Here is a 20684-nt window from a genome sequence, read left to right as displayed (position 1 = left end):
GCGATGTTGAAATCCTGGTCTAGGGCCAAATGCCACAGCCCTTGCAACTACGTTTTGCTACGTCAACTTCAAGCATCCTTTTGTTCTGGTGCATCAAGGCGGAGCCCAGTACAGGCTTTAGGGCTCACGCCTTGGAACGATTAGTGGTTCCCTACCCGCACAAACTTGCCCGTCTCAGCGGACTCAGTGGCGCAGTTCGCCAAGCGAAGCGCCAAGAGACCATCGCGTGGTGTTGCTGGCATCGGACTGTTGCTTTCGAGCGCGTCCAGGAAGCTGTTGAGCTCAATCTTGTAAGAGTCGGCGTGACGCTCCAGGAAGAAATTGAGGAGAGGATCAGCCACGTCAGTGGCCTCAGCGCCGAAACGGCGGACGCTGTTCGAACGATGGTTCTCGTTCAGCAGCATGCCCTTGGAACCAGAAACTTCCAGGCGCTGATCAAAGCCATACACGGCCTCACGGCAACAGTTGATGTGGCATTGGCGACCAGAAGCGGTACGCATCAGCACCATCACACTGTCATAGTCCGGAATAGATTCGAGCGACGGATCGACCAGTCGGCTTCCGACCGCAAAAACCTCAACTGGCTCCTCGCCAAGCAGGCTCCGAGCCATGTCGAAGTCGTGAATGGTCATGTCACGGAATATTCCTCCGGACGATTCCAGGTATGCCCTCGCAGCCAGCGCCGGGTCACGACTGGTGATGATGACTTGTCGAACCACCCCGATTTCACCATCGTCGATTGCACGACGAAGACGCAGGTAGTCGGGGTCGAATCGACGATTGAACGCCAGCATCACACGACCATTGAGGCGTTCGAGCTCTTCGACAGCAGCCTTCGCGCGTTCGTAATCCATGTCGATCGGCTTTTCGCAGATCACTGGCTTGCCGAGCTTTACAGCGCGGAGCATCAACTCGATATGAAATTCTGTAGGCGTGCCGATAAACACTGCATCGACGTCTTCACGATCAACGGCCGAGGCATAGTCGTAGGCTGCTTCGCAACCCAGTTGCTTAGCCAGCGCGTCGACACCTTCTTTCCACGGGTCAGCTACCACAACAAGTTTGGTGCGAGGATTGGTAGCGACGTTGGCGGCGTGGATTTTTCCGATACGTCCAGCACCCAAAACAGCAATACGTAACATGATGGTTCTTCCCTCGACAGCCTGGCTGCCTGTTATTTTTAGGTAGGGACGCGGGAGACATTTTCCCCCGCGCAGCAACACGCAGATCTGCTCGCGTTACTTGAACTGAGAAATGGTGGTTTCGTAGGTACGCTGAGCCATTTCTTGGAGAGGCAACTTGCGCACCACTTCGGAAAGCACTTCCACACCCCACGGGCCGGTGTAACCAGTGGCCTGGACTGCTTTAATGAAACCAGGAATGTCCAACACACCTTCGCCTGGCAGGCGGCGGCGATGGATGGTGTCTTGCCACAGAGGCTCTACGGCATATTTATCGGCGTCGTCCAGCTCGATAGAGCCGATGAACTTGCCGGGGATACGGGCGATGTCGGCAAAGTCAACGCCGCCGCGAGCGAGGTGCCAGATGTCCAGCAGCAGTTTGCCGTTGTCGTGGTTAGCGCCTTGCACCAATGCCAGTGCGGTGTCGATGGTGCGCACGTTACTGAATGGCATGATTTCCAAAACGATGTTAGTGCCATAGGACTTCGCTTCTTCACTGAGCTGAGCGAAGTGTTCGATCATCAGAGGAATATCGGCATGCTCTTCATTCAGGCCAGGCGCGGTTTTAACAGCGCGTGCACCCAACTCCTGAGCGGCATTGAATAGCTCAGCACGCATTTTGTTGGAAGCACGACGCAGCTCGCCATCCTTGTACCAGTCGGTGAGGAATTCGAATTCAACATGCTTGATGCCGTTAGCTTCGAGGATATGACGCATTTCCCGGAAGCCAATCCGATCGACGGTGGACATCAAATCGACATGGATGAGGCCTACACCTTTGTAACCAGCCTCAGCAGCGGCCTCTACACGGTCGCGGAATGCAAACGGGCTGATCTCAGTAGGGCCAAATGGGTACACGTCACCCGAGAGCGTGAAGTACGCCGCCAGCAGTTCTACATTTTGATTGCTCATTTAAATCTCCTGATACGCAGTTACTGTGTTTTAGGTAGTTGCACTACCAAAGGGCGGATTCAGTACCGGCAGAGTGCTTGGCAGCTGCCAAACTCCAGGTCGGCAAAACTCCAGAGGAAAAACCGCAACCGAAGCGCGGTGACATAGCGATCGCTAGCCGCCGGCGCTGCGATTGCGAAAGAAATGAAGGGACTATTGGAGAGGAGCTACGATCAGGCGCTGGCAAGCGGGAACAATCGCCCTCTGTCGAGCAACACTCGGTCAACACGATTGACATGTTTTTGATTGCAAACGGAATCTGCTGATCTCGGTACGAACGGCTCAGGGAGAGCCAAGCAGCAGCGAGACAGTGCGTAAATAGGGCAAGGAGAAAGTGCATAGCTAAGTCTCCGTTCTTGTTCTGTGCAGCCTAGGTGGCTGTCATTTTGGAACGATCTTAGACATGCGTTTTCAGGTATAAAAGACCAGAAAGAGAAATCTCTTTTCCAGCTAGTGGAAGAATCTGCTTGGTGAATCTTGCTTGGCAGCTTACCTATCCTTCCACAATCACCTCTGACATAGGCGGTAAGACGGATATAGAGAACACACTGTTTTATTGAATAAGCATTATTTCACCCATGAAATAAAGAATTCCATTCAAGAGGTTTTATATCCAAGATTGTAAATATAGGCTTGATTGTGAGCGTCGACCGAAGGACAACGGTTATCCGACGGCAACGCAACGCGGGGCATTCCAAGTACTCGCTCAATGCCCCGCCATACAAAAGAGGCCGAGCATGAAGAACCATAATGAAGTTGAAAATCTGATTCGTGCACTCGAAGACAAACGCTATGACGCCATCCTGGCTGGTGATTTCGAGGCATTCCGTGCGTTCGCACATCCTGACCTGAGCTATGCCCATTCCAACGGCGTCGTCGATACGCTTGAGAGCTACCTCAACAAGTGCCTGAACGGATTCTACGTCTACCACCGCATCGAACACCCAATTCAAAGCATCAAGGTGGTCGGGGACATCGCACTCGTATTCGGTGAAATGAATGGCGAGATCACATCGGGCGGCATCGCAAAAACCCTACGTAACAAGGCTCTCGCCGTCTGGGAGCAGCGTAAAGGTGAGTGGAAGCTGATTGCCTATCAGCCAACCCCTATCCCGAGCTAAAGCCAGCCCCATCGGCGAAAACAAAGCGATAGGTGCCACGCACACCACCTGCTTCTGCCCCCCCTTCCATCGATAGGAACCCATTCACCATCATGAAGAATTTCACCTATACCGGTTTGCCCGCCCGAGTCATTTTTGGCAAAGGATCCTTACAGCAACTTGAGGCCGAAATCGATCGCTTGGGCTCTCGTCGTGCACTCGTACTCTCCACGCCGGAACAGCGTGATCAGGCTGAACGCATTGCGAAAATCCTCGGCGAACGTGCCGCAGGCATTTTCGATAAAGCAGTCATGCACGTGCCGATCGAGACTGCACGCGAAGCCAGAGAGATTGCCAGGGTGCTGGGAGCCGATTGCGCAGTTGCAATCGGTGGCGGATCGACCACAGGTCTGGGCAAAGCCATTGCGCTTGAGTCTGGGTTACCCATTCTGGCGATTCCAACAACTTACGCTGGATCAGAAATGACACCCGTTTATGGGCTCACTGAAAACGGTATCAAGAAAACCGGCAAGGATCCCCGCGTCCTTCCAAGGACAGTGATTTACGACCCTGAACTGTCCGCAACGTTGCCTGTTGGCCTGTCGGTAATGAGCGGCATGAACGCGATTGCCCACGCAGCTGAAGGCCTTTATGCACAGGATGGCAATCCAGTCATGTCACTCATCGCCGAGGAAGGTATTCGGGCGATGGCTGAAGGTTTGGAGCAAGTGACCAAAGCACCAGATGATCTGGATGCCCGCAGCGACTGTCTCTACGGCGCCTGGTTGTGCAGCACCGTGTTGGGGAACGTGGGAATGGCACTGCACCATAAGTTGTGTCACACACTGGGCGGCAGCTTCAACTTGCCTCATGCCCAAACACACACCGTCGTGTTGCCTCATGCGATTTCGTACAACGCCAGCGCAGCACCGGATGCGGCCGCACGTATCGTTCGAGCACTGCGAGTCAAGCACAACTCTGCGGGGGGAGCGCTGTACGACCTGGCTGAGAGGCTCGGCGCCCCAATGACTCTTCGCGAACTGGGGCTGACAGAAGAAGACCTTGACCGGGCAACTGAAATTGCCCTGTCCAATCCTTACTGGAACCCCCGCCCTATCGAGCGTGAGGGTATCCGTCAGTTGCTTCAGAACGCTTACGAGGGCAAACGCCCCGAATAAAAGTTGACCTTAACCTCGGCTCGGTCGATGGGTGCGGGCCGAGGTTTTTTTCAGCTAGTCCAGTAACGCTCATAATCGTTTCGCTTGAAGTTATCCAACAGAAAATCGATGAAGAGCCTCGTCTTGGCCGGCATGTAACGTCGATCCTGAAATGCCACGTTGATGGTAAGCCGGGGGAGATCCCAATCATCTAGGACAGACACCAGCCTACCCGCCACCAAGTCGTCATAAACGATGTATTTGGGCTGCACAAGAATCCCGGCTCCCGCCAGGGCCGCAGCACGCACAATCTGCCCATCGTTTGTTTCCAGCGCAGGTTGCACCTTAACGGTCTCTCGCTCAGTCCCCTTGCTGAACTCCATCGTGTTCGGATGGTTGGCAAGGCTGTAGATCAGCACATCATGGTTTGCGAGGTCTTGCACTGAGGCAGGCACTCCCTTGCGTTTGAGGTATTTGGGTGACGCCGCCAGAACCCTTCTTGTCTCTGCCAATTTGCGGATGGTGATGCTGGAGTCAGCCTCGAATTCCCGTGCACGAATCGCCAGGTCGATTTCACTGTCGATAATGTCGTAGTAACGGTTGGCCCCGACGATCTTGACCTTTATTCCCGGGTACAGGCGCTGGAATTCGGGAACCAAAGGCGCGAGGTGCAACATGGAAAAAGAAATTGTCGCGGTTATAGTCAGTGTGCCCGTGGGTTCAACCAGTGCCGCACTCACCGTGGCCTCAGCCTCGGCAAGTTCAGCGAGCAGGCTTTTGCATCGCGCATAGAAATCATGACCGGCATTCGTAAGCGATAAGCGCCGTGTGTTTCGCTCGACCAAACGAACCTTGAGCCTGTTTTCCAAGGCCGCCAGATGCCGACTTGCAGCGGCATTTGAAATATCAAGCTTCTCAGCCGCCTTGCTCAGCGTTCCCAGTTCCGCAGTGTGGACAAACAGCTCTAGCTCTGTGAATCGATCCATCAGCACATATCCCGAAAGGTGGCTGGGTTTTTCATAGGTGAAATAAAGATTTTCATTTTGAGTATTTTATTCCACCTTTCAGCACTTTAGCGTAGTCCAATGAATTCGGGAACAAGCTTCTGCCCTTAGCACGTGGCTCTCCCAAAGGCGAAGGCCGGTAACCCCCCTTCTCCCACCACAAATAAAAATACAGGGAGCACTCCCATGCGAAACCTAGATGAGCAGACAATCACCCGAGCCGTTCTGGAGCGAAACTGCGGCACAGAAGACCGTCGACTTCACGAAATCATGACCTCTCTCGTACAGCACCTTCACGCGTTCGCCCGCGAGACCAAGCTGACAGAGGAAGAGTGGGAAAAGGGTATCGAGTTCCTGACAGCAGTCGGTCAAATATGCACCCCAACTCGCCAGGAATTCATTTTGCTCTCGGACACCTTGGGGCTGTCCACGCTTGTCACCGCACAGAACCACAAGAAGCCTGTTGGGTGTACCGAAGCGACCGTGTTCGGCCCCTTTCACGTGGCCGATGCCCCTCACTACGATTTAGGGGAGGACATCAGTGGTGGCCTGCCTGGTACACCCTGGTTCGTCAAAGGCAAGGTACGAACCACCGACGGCACCCCAATTCCCAACGCCACGATTGAAGTCTGGCAAGCAGACGAAGCTGGTTTCTATGACGTCCAGAAGCCTGGACTGGATAACTACCAAGGCCGAGCAATAATCCAGGCGGACGCACAGGGTCTCTACCACTTCAAGTCGATCGTGCCCGAGTGTTATCCAATTCCCCACGACGGCCCTGTCGGCAAGATGCTGGAGGCGTTGAACCGTCACCCATGGCGTCCAGCCCACCTGCATTTCATGATCACCGCTCCGGGATTCCTGCGCCTGGTCACGCACGTATTCCGTGAAGGCGGCGACTACCTCGACTCGGATGCTGTTTTTGGCGTGCGCTCGTCACTCATTGCCGACTGGGTTCGCCATGAAAGCGGCATCGACCCTTATGGCAAGGAAATCGACTCTCTGTATTACACCCTGGATTTCGATTTCATCCTGCACCACGCATAGCCACGCTAAACGACTTCAAACCGACACAGGCCTGCACGGCTTTGCAGGCCGCCCTTGCTCTAAGTATCTAATTGACCTCGGAGAGGACTATGCAACGGATCAAACACATCGTCATGTGGAATCTGCGTGGCGAAAATGAGCAGGAGCGCTCCACCAATATCGAGAAACTGAAGTCTGCGTTTGAAAGCATCCGGACGGAAATCCCCGGTTTGAGAACCTTAGAAATCGGAGTTGATATCAGCAAGATCGACTATGCGTGCGATGTGGTTCTTTACTCCGAGTTTGACTCGGCGGAAGCACTGGAGGGATACGCAAGTCATCCGGCTCACCTTCGAGTTCGTGAGGAACTCGGAAATTTGCGCATTACAAGGCATCAAGTGGATTACTACATCTAGGCGCTCACGCTGCCTTGTGCAGCTGCAACGCCTTTCCACTCAGTTTCTCCATCAAATAAAAAGAATCTGGAACAGTCGCGTGAACACACCACTCCCCCTACGAGCACCTCCCTCTGCCCGATTCTTTAGTGCCGCGCTGTGCACTTGGTGGAGCGATGCCCCACCAGCGCCGCAGTCAAGTTGCAGCATGAAGGGTGTCGACAACCAGAGGTAGTACAGCGCTGCCTTTCTCAGCTTCCGAATACACGCTCTGGATTTCTGTCTTAGAGCTACCGGAGCCTGACTTACGCTTGCACTCCTATCTGGTAAACACGTTGCACTCAATTTCCCGGCTTAAAAAGGTATCCAATTATGAAAACAAACCTTGCTGGCAAAGTCGTTCTGATTACCGGTGCGGCAAAAGGAATCGGCCGCTCAACCGCGCTCGCATTCGCCGCAGAAGGCAGCCATCTGGCCCTGCTGGATTGGGACGCTGACGCTCTCGCAGAGCTGAAAGCGGACACTGAAGCGCTGGGTGTTACGGTATCGGTTGCGAAAGCCGATCTCAGCACCCTGACTGGCGTGAACGAGGGCATCGATCATGTGCTCGCTACCTATGGCGGAAAAGTCGACGTCCTGGTGAACAACGTCGGATCGGGCGCGGTGCGAATGTTCGATGACCTCACCGATGAAGATTGGGAAGCAACCATGCAACTCAACTTCATGAGCTACGTCCGTGCTTGCCGCAAAGTCCTACCAATCATGCGAGCCCAAAAAAGTGGCGTGATCATCAATAACGCATCCGACCTCGCCAGACAGCCAGAGCCCTGCCCATTGGACTATGCCGCCTCGAAAGCAGCTGTCTTGGCGGTCACAAAGGGGCTGGCTCGCAGTGAAGGCCCACACATCCGTGTAAACGCGGTAGCTCCAGGCCCAATCTGGACACCGTTCTGGACAAAGTCAGGCGGCTTTGCCGAAACCATGGGCAAAGTTCATGGCATGGAACCCCAACTGGCCGTCGAGCACGAACTCTCCCTTCGCCAACTCCCGCTCGACCGTCTCGGTACGCCTGAAGAAGTTGCAAACGTCATTGTCTTCATGGCATCCGACCTCGCCTCTTTCGTGACTTCGAGCGTCTGGGGCGTGGATGGCGGCAGCATCCGCTCGGTGATTTGACCTCACCCTCCAAGCTCAACGGAGTAAATCGCCCCACCGGTAGAGGGTGGGGCAATAATTGCGTACAACGAGGAGTCCAAAATGTCACAGAAAGTCACCAGCGAAACCAAGCTAGGCGTAGCGTGTCTAGGCATTACCCACCCCCATACGTCCGGGCGCGTGAAGGCTTTTCAGCGCATGCCCAATGTGCAATTTCTTGGCGCGTATGATGACAGCCCCCTGCTAGAACCGTTCGTGGACGCACTCGGTTTACAAGCGCGCAGCAAAGAGGAAATCCTGAACGATCCGAATGTACACATCATCTTGGTGCATCCGAAAAGCTATCTGATGGCTGACTGGGCGATCGAAGCACTAGAAGCAGGAAAAGCCGTACTCTGCGAGAAACCAGCAGGGCGCCGCTCAGAAGACACCGCCCGGGTCGTAGAAGCGGTGCAGCGCACCGGCAACCTGTTCCAGGTTGGGTATTGCTGGAGGTTCACACCTTCAGTGGAGAAGATGCAGCAGGTTTTGCAGAGCGGAGAAATAGGCAAGGTTCTCCAGGTGCGTGCTCATGCCGGGTGCTCACATGAAGAGGCCGATACGAATCACATGAAGCAGCCAGGTGACCTTGGCGGCGCTTTTTACGTAATCGGATGCCATACGATTGATCGCATTCTCCTCCACTTTGGCATGCCCAAGTCGGTCAACGCTCGTATCACCAAATTCGAAGGACAGATGAGCGACTCTGCGCGTGAGGACGCCGCCGCAGCAGTGCTCAACTATGACGACAAGATCGTAACGATCGACTTCACATCCTGGGATCCCATGCCATGGACGGAGAGCTGGGATATCACCGCTTATGGCACACATGGCGTGATGCACTCAACGCCCATGCCTGCGTCCTACAAGCTCTACCATGACGGAAAAATCGGACATCCGCAGGGATGGACACACTGGAACGAAACAAGCTTCCCGGAGATATGGGCCGTGCGCAAAACAGTGTATTCGCCCGAGATCGCTGAGATTGGCAATCCGGTGTATTTCGATCGAGAGGCCGCAGCCTTCGTTAACTCTCTGAGAAACGGATTGCCATCGCAAGTCCCCGCCACGCAGGCCCACAACATCAACGTGATCCTCGAAGCACTTTTCGAGTCGGCAGCCCAACGCGGACAAGAAGTATTGCTCAGCTAGATCAGCCCCTCACTCCCTGTCGTGCTCGTAACGACTAGGGAGATGCTGGTTATTTTCATTGAGAGCACAACAGTATTTTTCTCTGATGAGCTCAGCAGGCTCAAGCAAAAAGTCGCGTGCGCACCCGAGTCTGGTTCGCGCATCCGTAATCTCTCGCTTTGAGTAGTAGAGGCATGCGCGACACATGGAGTAGCTATGTGTAACAAACACAAGATGAAAGCGCTCTTGATGAGTGGCCCTTCTCAACTCAACTTGGGTGAGGTCGACGCGCCGGTAACCAAGCCCGGAGAGATCATCATCAAAACTGCGTATGTTGGCATTTGCGGCACTGACTCCCATCTGTATTCGGGAAACAGTTTCTATATTGAAAAGGGCTACATTCAATATCCGTTTATCTTCGGACACGAATACACCGGCATAGTGGTTGCAGTTGGCGAAGGCGTCAAACACCCACAAATTGGTGCCCGCGTTGTCGGCCACAGCATGGTTCCATGCCTAAAATGTGACCGATGTCAGCGAGGAAAACGACAACAATGCCGAAACCTCAAGGAAGTTGGCCAGCGTTTTATGTCCGGAGCTGCTGCTGACTACATCGCAGTCCCGGATTATGCGGTAACAGTCGTTCCCGGTAACGTCTCGTTGAAATCAGCCACCCTTACCGAACCGATGGTCAGCGCATACAGCGCGTGTGCTCGCACTCAGATCAACATGGCTGACAGAGTCGCCGTGATCGGCTCAGGCACCTTGGGCCTTATGAGCCTGCTCGTGGCAAAACAGACCGCCCTCACAGTCGATGTGATTGGTCTTGCTGAGTCAGAACTCCAGTTTGCACTTGAACTGGGGGCAACACATGTTCTGTCCCCGAAAAAAGCTCAGCGGAATAACTACGACGTTGTCATCGAAACCTCAGGCACAGGGTCGGCAATGAGCCTAGCGTGCGACCTCGCTGATATGGGCGCACGACTCGCACTTTTCGGACTTACAAGCACACCATCGAAGAATGTGAACCAAGCAGACATTGCTTTAAAAGATCTGACGGTTCACGGCATTTTGCACGGCATTGATTGTTACGGCGAAACGCTCAGTCTTTTCGCCAGAGGGAAAATCAATCCAGATCGGCTAGTCGCGCAAATAGCTCCTCCTGAGTCAGCGGTAATGCTGTTCGAACGCATGAATGAGGCAGGCCAAACAGCTCCGAAGTTTCTGATCCAATTTGCTGGTGAGTAAAGTAGAACTGGAATGTTATCGACGTCGTGCGAAAAATTCGTTTGCGTACGTCACTCAATCACTTGGCCGTTAGCTCACTATCCCGTTCCGTCGACTTTCATTGAACGCACGACAAATCCCAACTTCATTGCCCTTCATTTCAATCGACGCGAAACATCAATCCAACGCGCCTTGCTCAGCTCGAACCACCAGCTCGTCCACCACCCGCCGAACCTTGGGCAGCAGGTGACGCGTCTGTGGCCACACTGCATGAATTTCCACATCTCCAGGGCTGTATTGCTCCAAAACAGGTACCAGACGCCCTGCCTGTAGATGATCGCGCACCAGAGAGCTGGGCATCTGACAGATGCCGTGACCAGCGACTGTCATGGCAACGATTGCATCACCGTCACCCACCTCATGGGTACCCGGAGGAATGATCCTCGTGAGCTGTCCGGCATTATCAAGAACGCTCCAGCTTAACCGCTGCCCTTTCCGGAAATTCACTATGCAGCTGTGGTTCTGCAAGTCCTCCAATGACTCAGGACAGCCGCGTTTTTCAAGATACCGTGGCGCAGCACAAATGATCTGTTTTTGAACTGTTAAACGGCGCGCTATGAGGCCGCTGGAGTCCTTCAGCGTTCCGAATCGGATGCTCAGATCAATGCCCTCTTCAATCAGATCAATTACATGATCTGTGAACGTCACTGTCAGCTTGAGCTCGGGATTGGTATCGATAATGTCTAGCAACACCGGAAGGACAATACTTCGCCCATAGGCTGCTGGAAGATCGATTCTGAGTCGTCCGCTGGGCGTTTGCTGATGGCTGGTCAAGAACGCTTCCGCTGCCAGAATCTCGTCCAAAGCCACTGAGCAGCTTGCAAAGTAAGCCTCGCCATCCACCGTGAGCCCGAGGCTACGAGTGGTGCGGTGGAACAGTTTGCAACCGAGTCGCTCTTCCAGTTTCGCGATGCTCTTCCCCACCGCCGATTTCGTGATGCCAAGGCGATCAGCCGCAACGGTAAAACTCCCCGCGCGGGCTGCCGCGACAAAAATCAGGACACCACTGAGAGCTTGTTCGACCTGAGCCATTGTCAACCTTTAGTCAACTCTATAAGGAGTTTTATGTAGTTTATCACACCGAATCTCTACCTTAATCTAATCCCACGTTGATTCACAACCTGGATACAGAGGATTCGAAATGACTACTCAAAACATTGAACTGTTGGCGGCCTACTGGACAATTGCCGGCGATATTTACCCGATGGGCCCAAGCGAAGTCAGCCCATTTTCCTTCAAGGATCGTATGGAGGCTGCCGCGAACGCAGGCTTCAAAGGTATCGGCCTAGTTCACAATGGGATGATGGATACGGTCGACAAGATCGGCTTCCCGGCCATGAAGCAGATCCTTCAAGACAACGGTATCAAACACGTTGAGCTGGAGTTCCTTGTTGACTGGTACCACAGCGGTGAGCGCCGTCGTCAGTCGGACAAGGTGCGCCAAGAGCTGATTCACGCCGCCAAAGAACTGGGCGCTCGCTCAATCAAGATTGGCCCCGGTATTGGTGAAGACGTCGCCGACATCGAATTGATGGTGAAAGAGTTCACCCTGCTCTGCCAACAGGCAGCTAAGGTCGGTGTGAACATCGTGTTGGAGATCATGCCCTTCAGCAATGTCCGCACCGTAGAGACCGCGCTGGCCATCGTGGAGGGCGCGAACCAACCTAATGGCGGCATCCTGCTGGACATCTGGCATCTGAGCCGAGGTGGCGTTGATTTCAGCGATATCGCCAAGATCCCTGCACACTTCATTAAGTCGATTGAGCTCAACGACGCTCACAAGTACGCCGTAGAACCACTGTGGATGGACACCATTCACAAGCGCTGCTTGCCAGGTGAAGGTGTGTTCGACGTGCCGGCTTTCATCAAAGCAGTCCAGGCGGCTGGCTACGAAGGCCCTTGGGGTCTGGAAATCCTTTCTGACGTTGAGCGCAAGCTTCCACTGGAAATCATGGCCAACCGCGCCTTCCAGGCGACCATCAAACAGTTCGATAAGTAAGTTTGAGCCGTGATGCCGAGCTTTTAGTCATCAATGGCTGAAAGCCGGTTGTTCATCTCTTCACTGGAGCTTGAAACCATGAGCACTGAAAAAACCCTCGAAGTCATTCGCAATTTGTTCGCAAAGATTTCCAGTAGCCAAAGCCCAGAATCTATTTCAGAGAGCTTTTGCCCAAACGTTGATTGGAGCATCCCCGGCGCGCCAGATATCGCCCCTTGGGTTGGAGAGCGTAAAGGTCGTCAGGCGGTAGCCGCGTTTTACCGAGACTTCGGCCAATACCTCCAGCCAATCAGCTTCGATATCACCACGGTGATGGCCGAGCATGAGCGCGGCGTCGCTCTCGGCTCGCTGGAGTGCAAGGTGCTGCGCACCGGTAAGACGATTACGAGTGAGTTTGCGATCGAATTTGAGGTCACCGACGATCTGATCACTCGCTATCGCTTCTTCGAAAACTCCTACGGCGTTGCAATAGCGGCCCAATGACTGTCGCCATGGACTTGGTTCGGGCTTTTGGCTTTTGGATTTTGCACTCGCCGTCCAACCACTCCAGGTGCAGCTCTACTGCGAGCACCCACATGCAGTGTGGGGCAGGAACAAGCTTGATGGCCTGACCTTCCTGAGGTCACTGATCACTTATCCCCGCACCGCTAATCCACAAGTCATCTGCCCCCACCAGAACTACAGATAGGACTTCAACATGGAAGCACAGCATTTCGTCGCACTCCTCGGCAGCCTGAGAAAGGCCTCGTACCACGGCACTCTGGCTCGCTCGCTGCAGTCGCTGGCTCCAGAGGGGGTATCAATCGAACTCCTCGGCCCAATCCAAGAAATTCCACATTACGATGCGGACGTTCAGGCCGAAGGCTTCCCAGACTCCGTAGTCCGGATGGGCCAGTCCATCAAACAAGCTGACGCAGTCATCATCGTAACCCCGGAGTACAACTACTCCGTACCAGGGGCGCTGAAGAACGCCTTGGATTGGATATCTCGCCTTCCTGAGACACCTTTTGCAGGCAAGCCGGTGGCGATCCAGAGCGGATCGCCTGGCATGATCGGTGGTGCAAGAGCGCAATATCATCTGCGCCAGATTTTGGTATTCCTCGACGCGATGGTGCTAAACAAGCCTGAGATCATGATCAGCCAAATCCCCGCAAAGGTTGACCAGGAGCTAGGACGAATTACTGACGAAACGACTAAGAAACTTATCGCCTCCCAGCTGACGGCGCTCAGCCGAACTGTTGGCATGCACAGGGCTTGATGGGCCTGTAGCCAATGCGAAACATTAATCCGAGTACCGGTAGTTGCTTAGTTAGTGCAGTTGCAACACCGAAGTAAGCATTGCATAAATCAGGAGCACCATGACAGCTCTCTCCATTCTTGACCTCGTACCTATTAATGCCGGCAGCACTCTTGCGCAGACCTACGCGAACTCGGTAAAGCTGGCTCAGCACGTCGAGCAATGTGGCTTCCGTAGATATTGGCTGGCTGAACACCACAACATGCCAGGGATCGGTTCCTCCTCCACCACCTTGCTCATGAGCCATTTGGCCGCCCACACGAAGTCGATCCGACTTGGCTCGGGGGGGATCATGCTGCCAAACCACGCCCCACTCTTGATTGCCGAACAATTCGGCACCTTGGAAACGCTCTACCCAGGCAGGATTGATCTTGGGGTAGGTCGGGCACCGGGGGCAGACCAAGCTACTACACGAGCGCTGAGAAGGTCGTTAGATGCGCACCCGAACCAGTTTCCAAACGACGTTCTAGAGATTCTCAACTACTTCGAAGGAAAAGGTCATCAAGGTGTACAAGCTGTCCCAGGCGCCGGCCAAAACATCCCAGTCTGGATTTTGGGATCGAGTACATACGGCGCAAGCCTTGCAGCGGAGCTCGGCTTACCCTATGCGTTCGCTTCACACTTCGCACCGAGGATGATTGAAGAGGCACTATCGGTCTACCGCAAGAAATTCAAACCCTCTCGCCATCTTTCCAAACCTTACGTCATGGCAGGGATCAATGTGTTCGCCGCAGACACTCGGGCAGAGGCTGAAATGATCGCGAGCTCCCACCGTAAATGGGTGGCAGGGGTTCACACAGGTCAGCCAACGCTATTACCGGCACCTGAAGAAGGCTTCATGGAACGGATATCGCCGAATGTACGCCGGAGCTTGGAGCAAGAGCTCACATTCACGGCAATAGGCACCACGGATGACGTCCGTAGCGGCCTTGTGCAGTTCTTAGAATTCACTAAGGCTGACGAGCTCATGATCGACGCCCGGATCTATGATCCACAAGCCCGCTGTCGCTCCTACCAACTTGCAGCAGAGTCCATAGCCGATTTTTTAAGCTAAATCGAAGAAGGCCTCACGCACGGATAGCTTGAAATATGCCCCCAGTCGCAGCTGTCGTATACCAGCTAGCAATGGCTCGACCAAGCGATCGTCCGTCCCTCATTCAAAGAGTCCTGCTCAATTACCACAAAGGCCCTCGACGGGCCTTTGTTGTACTCAAACCAAATTCACTTAATCAGCCAGGACTCGACGGTTGCGGAGCCGTGTTCTGCTTTCCATTCTTTCAGCGTCTTGTGGTTGCCGCCTTGGGACTCGACGACGTCCCATGGCCACAACACTTGGAATAGAAGGGATTTGTGCAGGCAGCATTTATAGCCAGCAATACAAAACGCCGATGCTAAAAAATCTGGGGTGATGAGCGAGTTTTTGACTGTATCTAATTTGTCTCGCGTCACTACAACGGCCATGCGCAAGTCAGGGGCAATCCTTGTAGCGATCATCCCCTCTCCCACCGTGTCGCCATATCGGACGCCTGCGTCATAACGATCGGCTACGATGTCGACCAGTCGATAGTCACAGTTCACCTCTACGTTGATCTCTGGGTACCGAGCCAAAAATGTTTCCAGCACTGGCCACAACACTGTATGAAAGCTGAAATCTGCTGCCGTGTCCGTATCCTGCCGGCAGGCTTTTCTCGAAGACATAGCAAAGCTTGGAAAATGGCCTCCATAGCCTCAAAGTGAGGGCGAGCATCCGGCGGGCTGTTGCCTGTATTAGGGACAATTACAACACTCGACTTTGCATCGAGGCGTTGTGCGACGCAAGCGTATGAGCCGAGCAAGATTGCATCGCCATTTTCTGTCGATGACAGGCCTCAGTCCCATCCAGTATCAGAAGCAGCTTAGATTGCAGGAAGCTCGCCAGCTTTTGCTCACTGGCGAGCATCGCGCGTCAGATGTGGCGTTCGTTGTCGGCTATGAAAGCGCATCACAGTTCAGCCGCGAATACCTACGACAATTCGGCGCTCCGCCCACCCGAGACGTGCGCGAGATACGGCAGGCGATCACTGGCGAGATTGTTTAAAACGACTTCAAAGTTTGACATCCGTTAGTAGAGCCATCTTGGACTAATCATCAGGCAATGATCGGGCAGTCAGTAGCGGACAAGTACGCTACCAGACACTAGCACGTCTGCAGAAGCACCGAAATATCAAGGATACAGAGCCTATTCAGGGTTCAGTCTTGCAAGCGCATTTCGTAGTTCTGCATTACTACCGCCCAAGGCACTCGTTGCAATGACGGCATTACGTAGCAGGATTGATGCTGCGTGTTGGACATGCTCTTGCAATAGGCGATCAGACGGGCCAGAGAGTGTGAGTGCGCCCTTTAGCTCGTAGCCAATCGAAAATACAGGTACCGATACAGCTGTCGTTTCCGGATCCCGCTCACCAAAAGAGCTGGCCCAAAAACGCTCACGCACGTCCGTCAAAGTAGGATCTTCCTGTCGAGAGAAAGCGCGAAGAATCTTTCCTGATGCACCGGCATGCAAAGGGAAGCGCGAGCCCTCCAATACGGAAACACGCACTGCTCGCTTAGGCTCAACACGAAACAGCACCACCCTGCTGCCGTTCTCGAGTACATAGAAAGAGGACGTTTCACCGCTCTCCTCTGTTATTGACTCTAACAATGGATGGATGACATCACGAAGGCGGAACGAGGCCTGGTACAGCTGCGACAGACGAAGAGGCTCAGGCCCGACCGAATAACTACCGTCACTCAGACGGCGCACAAAACCGGCCTTCTCCAACGATGCAATCAACCGCAGAATTGTACTTTTGTAGAGCCCGGTTCGCCTCGCAAGCTCGGCCAATGTCAGACTTTCCTGTTCGACCTGGAAGGCAGCGAGAATCGAAAAAGCTCGATCCACAGCGGCGACTCCGCCACCCTCAACGCCGTTGGATTGATCAGAAAGGCCTGTTTCAGATTCGGTGTTCATAGCCACTCAACGTCAGGTCTGAGCTCGCAGGCGACCCAGCGGCAGTAGCGCAGCTGTAATCGCCTGCAAGACAATTTCAATGAACTTAAGATACCTTCTGAGCAGCCAAGGAGCCAGTGCGTCACTCCTCGCGCAGAAACAGGCGCAACGACATGACCATCGCCGCAGCCACAAACATGATGCATCCCATCACCATCAGCCCTGCTGTGAACGAGCCTGTGTAGTCTTTGAGAAACCCCATAAGATAGGGGCCCACAAAGCCACCGAAGGCACCAATCGAGTTGATCAAAGCTATACCGCCCGCAGCTGCCTGGCCACGAAGGAACTTGCCGGGCAGTGTGTAAAAGATCGTTTTTCCTGCAATCGTACCAACCAGTGCCAGAGTGATTCCGGCCAATGCAGGTACCAATGCATTCATCTGCAGCGCGAAAAGCAGCGCCAATCCTGCAAGCAGCATCGCAAGCGTGAGGTTAAAAATCCCCTTGCCGGTTCGATCAACATGTTTGGCCCAGATCAATAGGCCAATGGTTGCGAAGAAATAAGGAATCGCCGCGACCCACCCAATCATGCTCATTTCTACACCATGGGCCTTGAGCATCTGTGGCAACCAGATGCCGATACCGTAGGAGCCTAAGGTGAAGCTGAAGGTGATCGAGCTGAGAATCCACACCCTCGGATCCTTTAGCGCTGCCTTGAAACCATGGCTGTGTTGTCCCTTGCTTTGTTCTTCCGCCAGCATACCGGCGATCAAATCACGCTCACGAGGAGTCAGCCACTTTGCCTCTGCGGGGTGGTTGGTCAGCACTTTCAATGTGATCAATCCCAGAATACAGGCGGGAATCCCCTCGATGATAAACATCCACTGCCAGCCGGCCAGCCCAAGGAAGCCATGCATCTGCAAGAGCCAAATAGATAGTGGGCCCCCTACCAGGAATGAAATAGGTGTGGCCACTGTGAACCATGCCAGCACCCTTGTGCGGTATTGCGCTGGAAACCACAACGTCAGGAAGAAGATAACGCCAGGAAAGAAACCTGCTTCAGCGATACCAAGGATCAGCCTCACCACATAGAAACTGTAAGGCCCGACTACCAGAGCCGTTGCGGCGGCTGCCAGTCCCCATGTGATCATGATCCGAGCCATCCAGAGCCGGGCGCCAAATCGATACATTGCTAGGTTGCTGGGGACTTCACATAAGCAGTAGCCAAAAAACATGATCCCAGCGCCAAGCCCAAACTGGGTAGCGGTCAATCCAAGATCACCGGTCATTTGCAGCGCGGCATAACCTACGCTGGTGCGATCCAGGTAATTGAAAAAATAGGCGAGAGCAAGCAACGGAATCAAACGCCATGCGGCCTTGTGAAGGACGCGCGTTTGTTCTGCATCAAGAGGTTGCGCCGCTAATGCGTTAGAGCTTTTCGGAGATGTCGTGACAATAGCCATGACTGGTTTCCTCAACTTTATTTTTATATGGCTGACGGCGGGAAAAACCGTCAGCGAATGTGCTTCAGGTTCGAGAGTTAGCGGACGATGCCACGACCTCGCATGGACTCGATGTCCCCGGAGCCGTAACCCATCTCTGCGAGTAGCTCCTCTGAATGGCTGCCTAACCGAGGCACATTCAGACGAGCATCCATGCGCCGACCATTCATCTCGAACGGCAGCATCGGTACCTTTACTTCTTCGCCGTTTTCCAAGGAGAGGTGTGCCAGGCCTCCAGAGGCATTGAGATGCAGATCCTCGAATAGATCCTGAGGGCGCTGGATAGGAGAAAAAGGCAAGCCTGCTCGCTCGCACATGGCCATGACGTCATGTTTGCTTAGGCTGGCGAGCCGCTCCTTCACCTGGGGAAGAATCTTTGAACGAGCCTGAACACGTTGGGTGTTTTTCGCGAGATCGGGGTCACGGCCCAACTGATCGAAGCCAAAGGCATCGCAGAAACTGACCCATTGACTGTCGCTCACCACGCCCATGAAAACCTGCTCATCATCCAGCGTGGTGAAGACGTCATAGATTGCCCACGCTGAAAGTCGGCTGGGCATTGGGGCTGCGGGCTTTCCTGTGGTTGCCATTTGCATCATGTGCTGGCCTACCAGGAAAGCTGAGTTTTCAAAAAGGCCCGTTTGGACAAATTGGCCCTCACCGGTGGCCTTGCGTTGCCAAAGTGCTGCGAGGATCGAAATGGCGCTGAACATTCCCCCCATCACATCGTTAACCGAAGCACCCGCCCGCAATGGACGGCCTTCAGGGCCCGTCATGTAGGCCAACCCAGTCATCATCTGCACCACTTCATCCAGCGCCGTGCGGTGCTCATATGGGCCAGGCAAAAAACCTTTCATGGAGCTGTAGATGATGTCGGGCTTGATAGCTTTCACGTCTTCATAACCCAGCCCAAGCTTCTCCATCGCGCCTGGCCGAAAATTCTCGGTGACCACATCCGCGCTCTCAATCAGCTTGCGTACTGCGGCCATGCCATCCTCCGACTTGATGTCGACAGCAAAGCTTTTCTTATTGCGGTTGTAGGTCATCCAGTAACCCGCGCCAGAACCCGTCAAGCGGCGCGTATTGTCGCCCTCAGGCGTTGGTTCGACCTTGATGACCTCCGCACCTAGATCTGCAAGTACCAAGCCGCACGTAGGGCCCATGACCATGTGCACAAACTCGACAACCCGGATGCCCGCCAGCGGCAATGTCTGGATGTTCTGATTTTGCATGCTCATTGCGCGCCCCCGGCGTATTGAAAGTTTTTACCCACCCCAGCGTCCGGGATAAACCCGTAGAGCGGTTCGCCAGGCAACCCTTGTTTGAGCCACTCACGGGCCGCTACCAGTTTGTCGATGTCGACACCGGTACGTAGCCCCATGGATTCGAGCAGATAGACGAGATCTTCGGTGACGATGTTTCCCGAGGCACCTGGTGCGTAAGGGCATCCTCCGAGACCGCCTTGGGAAGCGTCGATCGTCGTGACGCCAACATCCAGCGCGGCAACCACGTTTGCCAACCCTTGGCCGCGAGTGTTGTGGAAATGCGCACTGCCTGCTTTAGCACCTATCTCGCTGCGCAACCGAGTGAAAAGACGGCGTACTTGAGCCGGGTTCGCATAGCCGACGGTATCGGCCAGACCGACCTCATCAACGCCCAGCTCGACCATGCGCAACGCCATGCGAATCACGTCGTATTCCGGGACTACACCTTGAATCGTGCAGCCGAATACCGTCGACAGGCCGGACTCGATCTCGACATGAGGAAACTGCTTGTTTCGAAGGGTGACAATAGAACGCACCTCTTCGTAAACCTGTTCATGGGTCTTGCGGATATTGGCAAGTGAGTGCGGTTCGCTGACGGAAATCGGCATCGTAATTTTCTGGACGCCGGATTTGAAGGCTGCCTCTGCGCCCTTGAGGTTAGGCACCAGGGCGGTGACGAATACATCCTGTCTTTGCCGAAGGTGAGCGACCAGTTCTGCTGCGTCAGCCATCTGTGGAAGCAGCTTGGGCGAGACAAAAGAGCCGACCTCGATTTCTCGAAGCCCGGCATCTGCCAGCGCAGTTAGCCACTGCTTCTTCAGCTCCGTGGGCATCGCAGCATTGACGCTCTGCAACCCATCCCGTGGGCCTACCTCGCTAATCAGAATATCTATGTTGTTTTTATCGTTCATCGCCGGCTCTCCGGGTGTTGAATTGCATTCGTTCTATCTGATAGAACACTGTTCTGAAATAAATAATGAGCGCATGAATTCAAGCTGTCAACGCCACCCATCTGTAATTCCAGTGAGTTGGGGTTTTTGATTTAAACGAGGCAAGCGCAGATGGTCGGATCAGTGCCGTACGGCAGCAGGTGGGTTGACAGGGAAGGAAAATAGATCGACATTTGTTCTGCCAGAAGATATTCAATTCTGTCTGACAGAACAAAAACAATGCGAAGAACAGGCTTTTTCACCCTCGAAGGTCGATACCTGTCTTGTTCGGCGCCCGT

At 54.0% G+C, this 20684-nt stretch carries 20 protein-coding genes and 1 pseudogene; 12 read left to right on the top strand and 9 right to left on the bottom strand.

Translation table 11 applies throughout. From position 1 onward, the window contains the following. Window positions 1-140: 140 nt before the first annotated feature. Together iolG and ACN1C3_RS26005 are read right to left on the bottom strand one after the other, a co-directional pair. A complete protein-coding gene (iolG, locus tag ACN1C3_RS26010; protein ID WP_419118603.1) occupies window positions 141-1142 on the bottom strand; it encodes an inositol 2-dehydrogenase in 1002 nt (333 codons plus the stop codon). Between the two features lie 96 nt (window positions 1143-1238). Next, the gene (locus tag ACN1C3_RS26005; RefSeq protein WP_419118602.1) at window positions 1239-2093 is read right to left on the bottom strand and encodes a sugar phosphate isomerase/epimerase family protein; all 855 of its coding nucleotides are present in this window, start codon (window positions 2091-2093) and stop codon (window positions 1239-1241) included. 776 nt (window positions 2094-2869) lie between these two features. Here ACN1C3_RS26005 and ACN1C3_RS26000 point away from each other — a divergent pair. Both ACN1C3_RS26000 and ACN1C3_RS25995 read left to right on the top strand, forming a co-directional pair. After that, the gene (locus ACN1C3_RS26000; protein ID WP_218432265.1) at window positions 2870-3253 is read left to right on the top strand and encodes a nuclear transport factor 2 family protein; all 384 of its coding nucleotides are present in this window, start codon (window positions 2870-2872) and stop codon (window positions 3251-3253) included. Window positions 3254-3345: 92 nt separating this feature from the next. Continuing rightward, entirely contained in the window at window positions 3346-4410 is a 1065-nt protein-coding gene (locus ACN1C3_RS25995) for a maleylacetate reductase (protein ID WP_419118601.1), read from the top strand. Window positions 4411-4460: 50 nt separating this feature from the next. On the opposite strand, the gene ACN1C3_RS25990 is transcribed toward ACN1C3_RS25995, so the two are convergent. Then, window positions 4461-5375 (bottom strand): LysR family transcriptional regulator, encoded by a 915-nt coding sequence (locus tag ACN1C3_RS25990; RefSeq protein ID WP_419118600.1) that lies wholly within the window; start codon window positions 5373-5375, stop codon window positions 4461-4463. Between the two features lie 204 nt (window positions 5376-5579). Here ACN1C3_RS25990 and ACN1C3_RS25985 point away from each other — a divergent pair, with 204 nt between their 5' ends. The 5 genes from ACN1C3_RS25985 to ACN1C3_RS25965 all read left to right on the top strand — a co-directional run bounded on the left by ACN1C3_RS25985 (window position 5580) and on the right by ACN1C3_RS25965 (window position 10387). Beyond that, a complete protein-coding gene (locus ACN1C3_RS25985; protein ID WP_419118599.1) occupies window positions 5580-6440 on the top strand; it encodes an intradiol ring-cleavage dioxygenase in 861 nt (286 codons plus the stop codon). A gap of 89 nt (window positions 6441-6529) precedes the next feature. Beyond that, window positions 6530-6835 (top strand): Dabb family protein, encoded by a 306-nt coding sequence (locus ACN1C3_RS25980; protein WP_347912548.1) that lies wholly within the window; start codon window positions 6530-6532, stop codon window positions 6833-6835. Window positions 6836-7186: 351 nt separating this feature from the next. Further along, a complete protein-coding gene (locus ACN1C3_RS25975; RefSeq protein ID WP_347912547.1) occupies window positions 7187-7990 on the top strand; it encodes an SDR family NAD(P)-dependent oxidoreductase in 804 nt (267 codons plus the stop codon). 81 nt (window positions 7991-8071) lie between these two features. Next, window positions 8072-9160: a Gfo/Idh/MocA family protein gene (locus tag ACN1C3_RS25970; RefSeq protein WP_419118598.1), complete on the top strand. Its 1089-nt coding sequence runs from the start codon at window positions 8072-8074 to the stop codon at window positions 9158-9160. Between the two features lie 195 nt (window positions 9161-9355). Continuing rightward, on the top strand, window positions 9356-10387 hold the full coding sequence (locus tag ACN1C3_RS25965) for a zinc-dependent alcohol dehydrogenase (protein WP_419118597.1): 1032 nt from the start codon (window positions 9356-9358) through the stop codon (window positions 10385-10387). A 156-nt stretch (window positions 10388-10543) separates the two neighbouring features. Here ACN1C3_RS25965 and ACN1C3_RS25960 read toward each other — a convergent pair whose 3' ends face one another. After that, window positions 10544-11458: a LysR family transcriptional regulator gene (locus ACN1C3_RS25960; protein ID WP_419118596.1), complete on the bottom strand. Its 915-nt coding sequence runs from the start codon at window positions 11456-11458 to the stop codon at window positions 10544-10546. 109 nt (window positions 11459-11567) lie between these two features. Between ACN1C3_RS25960 and ACN1C3_RS25955 the strand changes: the two genes are divergently transcribed. From ACN1C3_RS25955 to ACN1C3_RS25940, 4 genes are all read left to right on the top strand, one after another. After that, window positions 11568-12425: a sugar phosphate isomerase/epimerase family protein gene (locus ACN1C3_RS25955; RefSeq protein WP_419118595.1), complete on the top strand. Its 858-nt coding sequence runs from the start codon at window positions 11568-11570 to the stop codon at window positions 12423-12425. A 78-nt stretch (window positions 12426-12503) separates the two neighbouring features. After that, window positions 12504-12908 (top strand): nuclear transport factor 2 family protein, encoded by a 405-nt coding sequence (locus tag ACN1C3_RS25950; RefSeq protein ID WP_419118594.1) that lies wholly within the window; start codon window positions 12504-12506, stop codon window positions 12906-12908. Window positions 12909-13122: 214 nt separating this feature from the next. Further along, window positions 13123-13683 (top strand): NADPH-dependent FMN reductase, encoded by a 561-nt coding sequence (locus tag ACN1C3_RS25945; RefSeq protein WP_419118593.1) that lies wholly within the window; start codon window positions 13123-13125, stop codon window positions 13681-13683. Between the two features lie 100 nt (window positions 13684-13783). Next, complete coding sequence (locus tag ACN1C3_RS25940; protein WP_419118592.1) at window positions 13784-14776, top strand: LLM class flavin-dependent oxidoreductase; 993 nt, start codon at window positions 13784-13786, stop codon at window positions 14774-14776. Window positions 14777-14943: 167 nt separating this feature from the next. Here the strand turns inward: ACN1C3_RS25940 and ACN1C3_RS25935 are convergent, their stop codons facing one another. Continuing rightward, window positions 14944-15420 carry a LysR substrate-binding domain-containing protein gene (locus ACN1C3_RS25935; RefSeq protein ID WP_419118591.1) on the bottom strand — a complete coding sequence of 159 codons (477 nt, stop codon included), beginning with the start codon at window positions 15418-15420 and terminating at the stop codon, window positions 14944-14946. A gap of 44 nt (window positions 15421-15464) precedes the next feature. Here ACN1C3_RS25935 and ACN1C3_RS25930 point away from each other — a divergent pair. After that, window positions 15465-15799: pseudogene (locus ACN1C3_RS25930) on the top strand (helix-turn-helix domain-containing protein); the annotation flags it as partial. 141 nt (window positions 15800-15940) lie between these two features. Here the strand turns inward: ACN1C3_RS25930 and ACN1C3_RS25925 are convergent. From ACN1C3_RS25925 to ACN1C3_RS25910, 4 genes are all read right to left on the bottom strand, one after another. Beyond that, complete coding sequence (locus ACN1C3_RS25925; protein ID WP_419118590.1) at window positions 15941-16711, bottom strand: IclR family transcriptional regulator; 771 nt, start codon at window positions 16709-16711, stop codon at window positions 15941-15943. Between the two features lie 121 nt (window positions 16712-16832). Beyond that, window positions 16833-18152, bottom strand: coding sequence for an MFS transporter (locus ACN1C3_RS25920; RefSeq protein ID WP_419118589.1), 1320 nt, complete (start codon window positions 18150-18152; stop codon window positions 16833-16835). A gap of 77 nt (window positions 18153-18229) precedes the next feature. Then, window positions 18230-19429 carry a CaiB/BaiF CoA transferase family protein gene (locus ACN1C3_RS25915; RefSeq protein ID WP_419118588.1) on the bottom strand — a complete coding sequence of 400 codons (1200 nt, stop codon included), beginning with the start codon at window positions 19427-19429 and terminating at the stop codon, window positions 18230-18232. Beyond that, window positions 19426-20367: a hydroxymethylglutaryl-CoA lyase gene (locus tag ACN1C3_RS25910; protein WP_419118587.1), complete on the bottom strand. Its 942-nt coding sequence runs from the start codon at window positions 20365-20367 to the stop codon at window positions 19426-19428. Before ACN1C3_RS25910 ends, ACN1C3_RS25915 begins: the two co-directional genes overlap by 4 nt. Between the last annotated feature and the right edge of the window lie 317 nt (window positions 20368-20684).

Origin of the sequence: Pseudomonas sp. H11T01 (assembly GCF_048515765.1) — a bacterium.
In the GTDB taxonomy this organism is placed as follows: domain Bacteria; phylum Pseudomonadota; class Gammaproteobacteria; order Pseudomonadales; family Pseudomonadaceae; genus Aquipseudomonas.
The sequence above is the reverse complement of the archived record's forward strand: the minus strand, read 5'-3'. Positions and strand labels throughout refer to the sequence as shown.

Excerpts from the sequence above, each read along its gene's own strand:
- ACN1C3_RS25910 (WP_419118587.1), bottom strand. The coding sequence starts at position 20,367 with ATGAACGATAAAAACAACATAGATATTCTGATTAGCGAGGTAGGCCCA.
- ACN1C3_RS25935 (WP_419118591.1), bottom strand. The coding sequence starts at position 15,420 with ATGTCTTCGAGAAAAGCCTGCCGGCAGGATACGGACACGGCAGCAGAT.
- ACN1C3_RS25980 (WP_347912548.1), top strand. The coding sequence starts at position 6,530 with ATGCAACGGATCAAACACATCGTCATGTGGAATCTGCGTGGCGAAAAT.
- ACN1C3_RS25975 (WP_347912547.1), top strand. The coding sequence starts at position 7,187 with ATGAAAACAAACCTTGCTGGCAAAGTCGTTCTGATTACCGGTGCGGCA.
- iolG (WP_419118603.1), bottom strand. The coding sequence starts at position 1,142 with ATGTTACGTATTGCTGTTTTGGGTGCTGGACGTATCGGAAAAATCCAC.
- ACN1C3_RS25985 (WP_419118599.1), top strand. The coding sequence starts at position 5,580 with ATGCGAAACCTAGATGAGCAGACAATCACCCGAGCCGTTCTGGAGCGA.
- ACN1C3_RS25965 (WP_419118597.1), top strand. The coding sequence starts at position 9,356 with ATGTGTAACAAACACAAGATGAAAGCGCTCTTGATGAGTGGCCCTTCT.
- ACN1C3_RS25960 (WP_419118596.1), bottom strand. The coding sequence starts at position 11,458 with ATGGCTCAGGTCGAACAAGCTCTCAGTGGTGTCCTGATTTTTGTCGCG.
- ACN1C3_RS25945 (WP_419118593.1), top strand. The coding sequence starts at position 13,123 with ATGGAAGCACAGCATTTCGTCGCACTCCTCGGCAGCCTGAGAAAGGCC.
- ACN1C3_RS26000 (WP_218432265.1), top strand. The coding sequence starts at position 2,870 with ATGAAGAACCATAATGAAGTTGAAAATCTGATTCGTGCACTCGAAGAC.
- ACN1C3_RS25950 (WP_419118594.1), top strand. The coding sequence starts at position 12,504 with ATGAGCACTGAAAAAACCCTCGAAGTCATTCGCAATTTGTTCGCAAAG.
- ACN1C3_RS25955 (WP_419118595.1), top strand. The coding sequence starts at position 11,568 with ATGACTACTCAAAACATTGAACTGTTGGCGGCCTACTGGACAATTGCC.
- ACN1C3_RS26005 (WP_419118602.1), bottom strand. The coding sequence starts at position 2,093 with ATGAGCAATCAAAATGTAGAACTGCTGGCGGCGTACTTCACGCTCTCG.
- ACN1C3_RS25915 (WP_419118588.1), bottom strand. The coding sequence starts at position 19,429 with ATGAGCATGCAAAATCAGAACATCCAGACATTGCCGCTGGCGGGCATC.
- ACN1C3_RS25920 (WP_419118589.1), bottom strand. The coding sequence starts at position 18,152 with ATGGCTATTGTCACGACATCTCCGAAAAGCTCTAACGCATTAGCGGCG.
- ACN1C3_RS25990 (WP_419118600.1), bottom strand. The coding sequence starts at position 5,375 with ATGGATCGATTCACAGAGCTAGAGCTGTTTGTCCACACTGCGGAACTG.
- ACN1C3_RS25925 (WP_419118590.1), bottom strand. The coding sequence starts at position 16,711 with ATGAACACCGAATCTGAAACAGGCCTTTCTGATCAATCCAACGGCGTT.
- ACN1C3_RS25940 (WP_419118592.1), top strand. The coding sequence starts at position 13,784 with ATGACAGCTCTCTCCATTCTTGACCTCGTACCTATTAATGCCGGCAGC.
- ACN1C3_RS25995 (WP_419118601.1), top strand. The coding sequence starts at position 3,346 with ATGAAGAATTTCACCTATACCGGTTTGCCCGCCCGAGTCATTTTTGGC.
- ACN1C3_RS25970 (WP_419118598.1), top strand. The coding sequence starts at position 8,072 with ATGTCACAGAAAGTCACCAGCGAAACCAAGCTAGGCGTAGCGTGTCTA.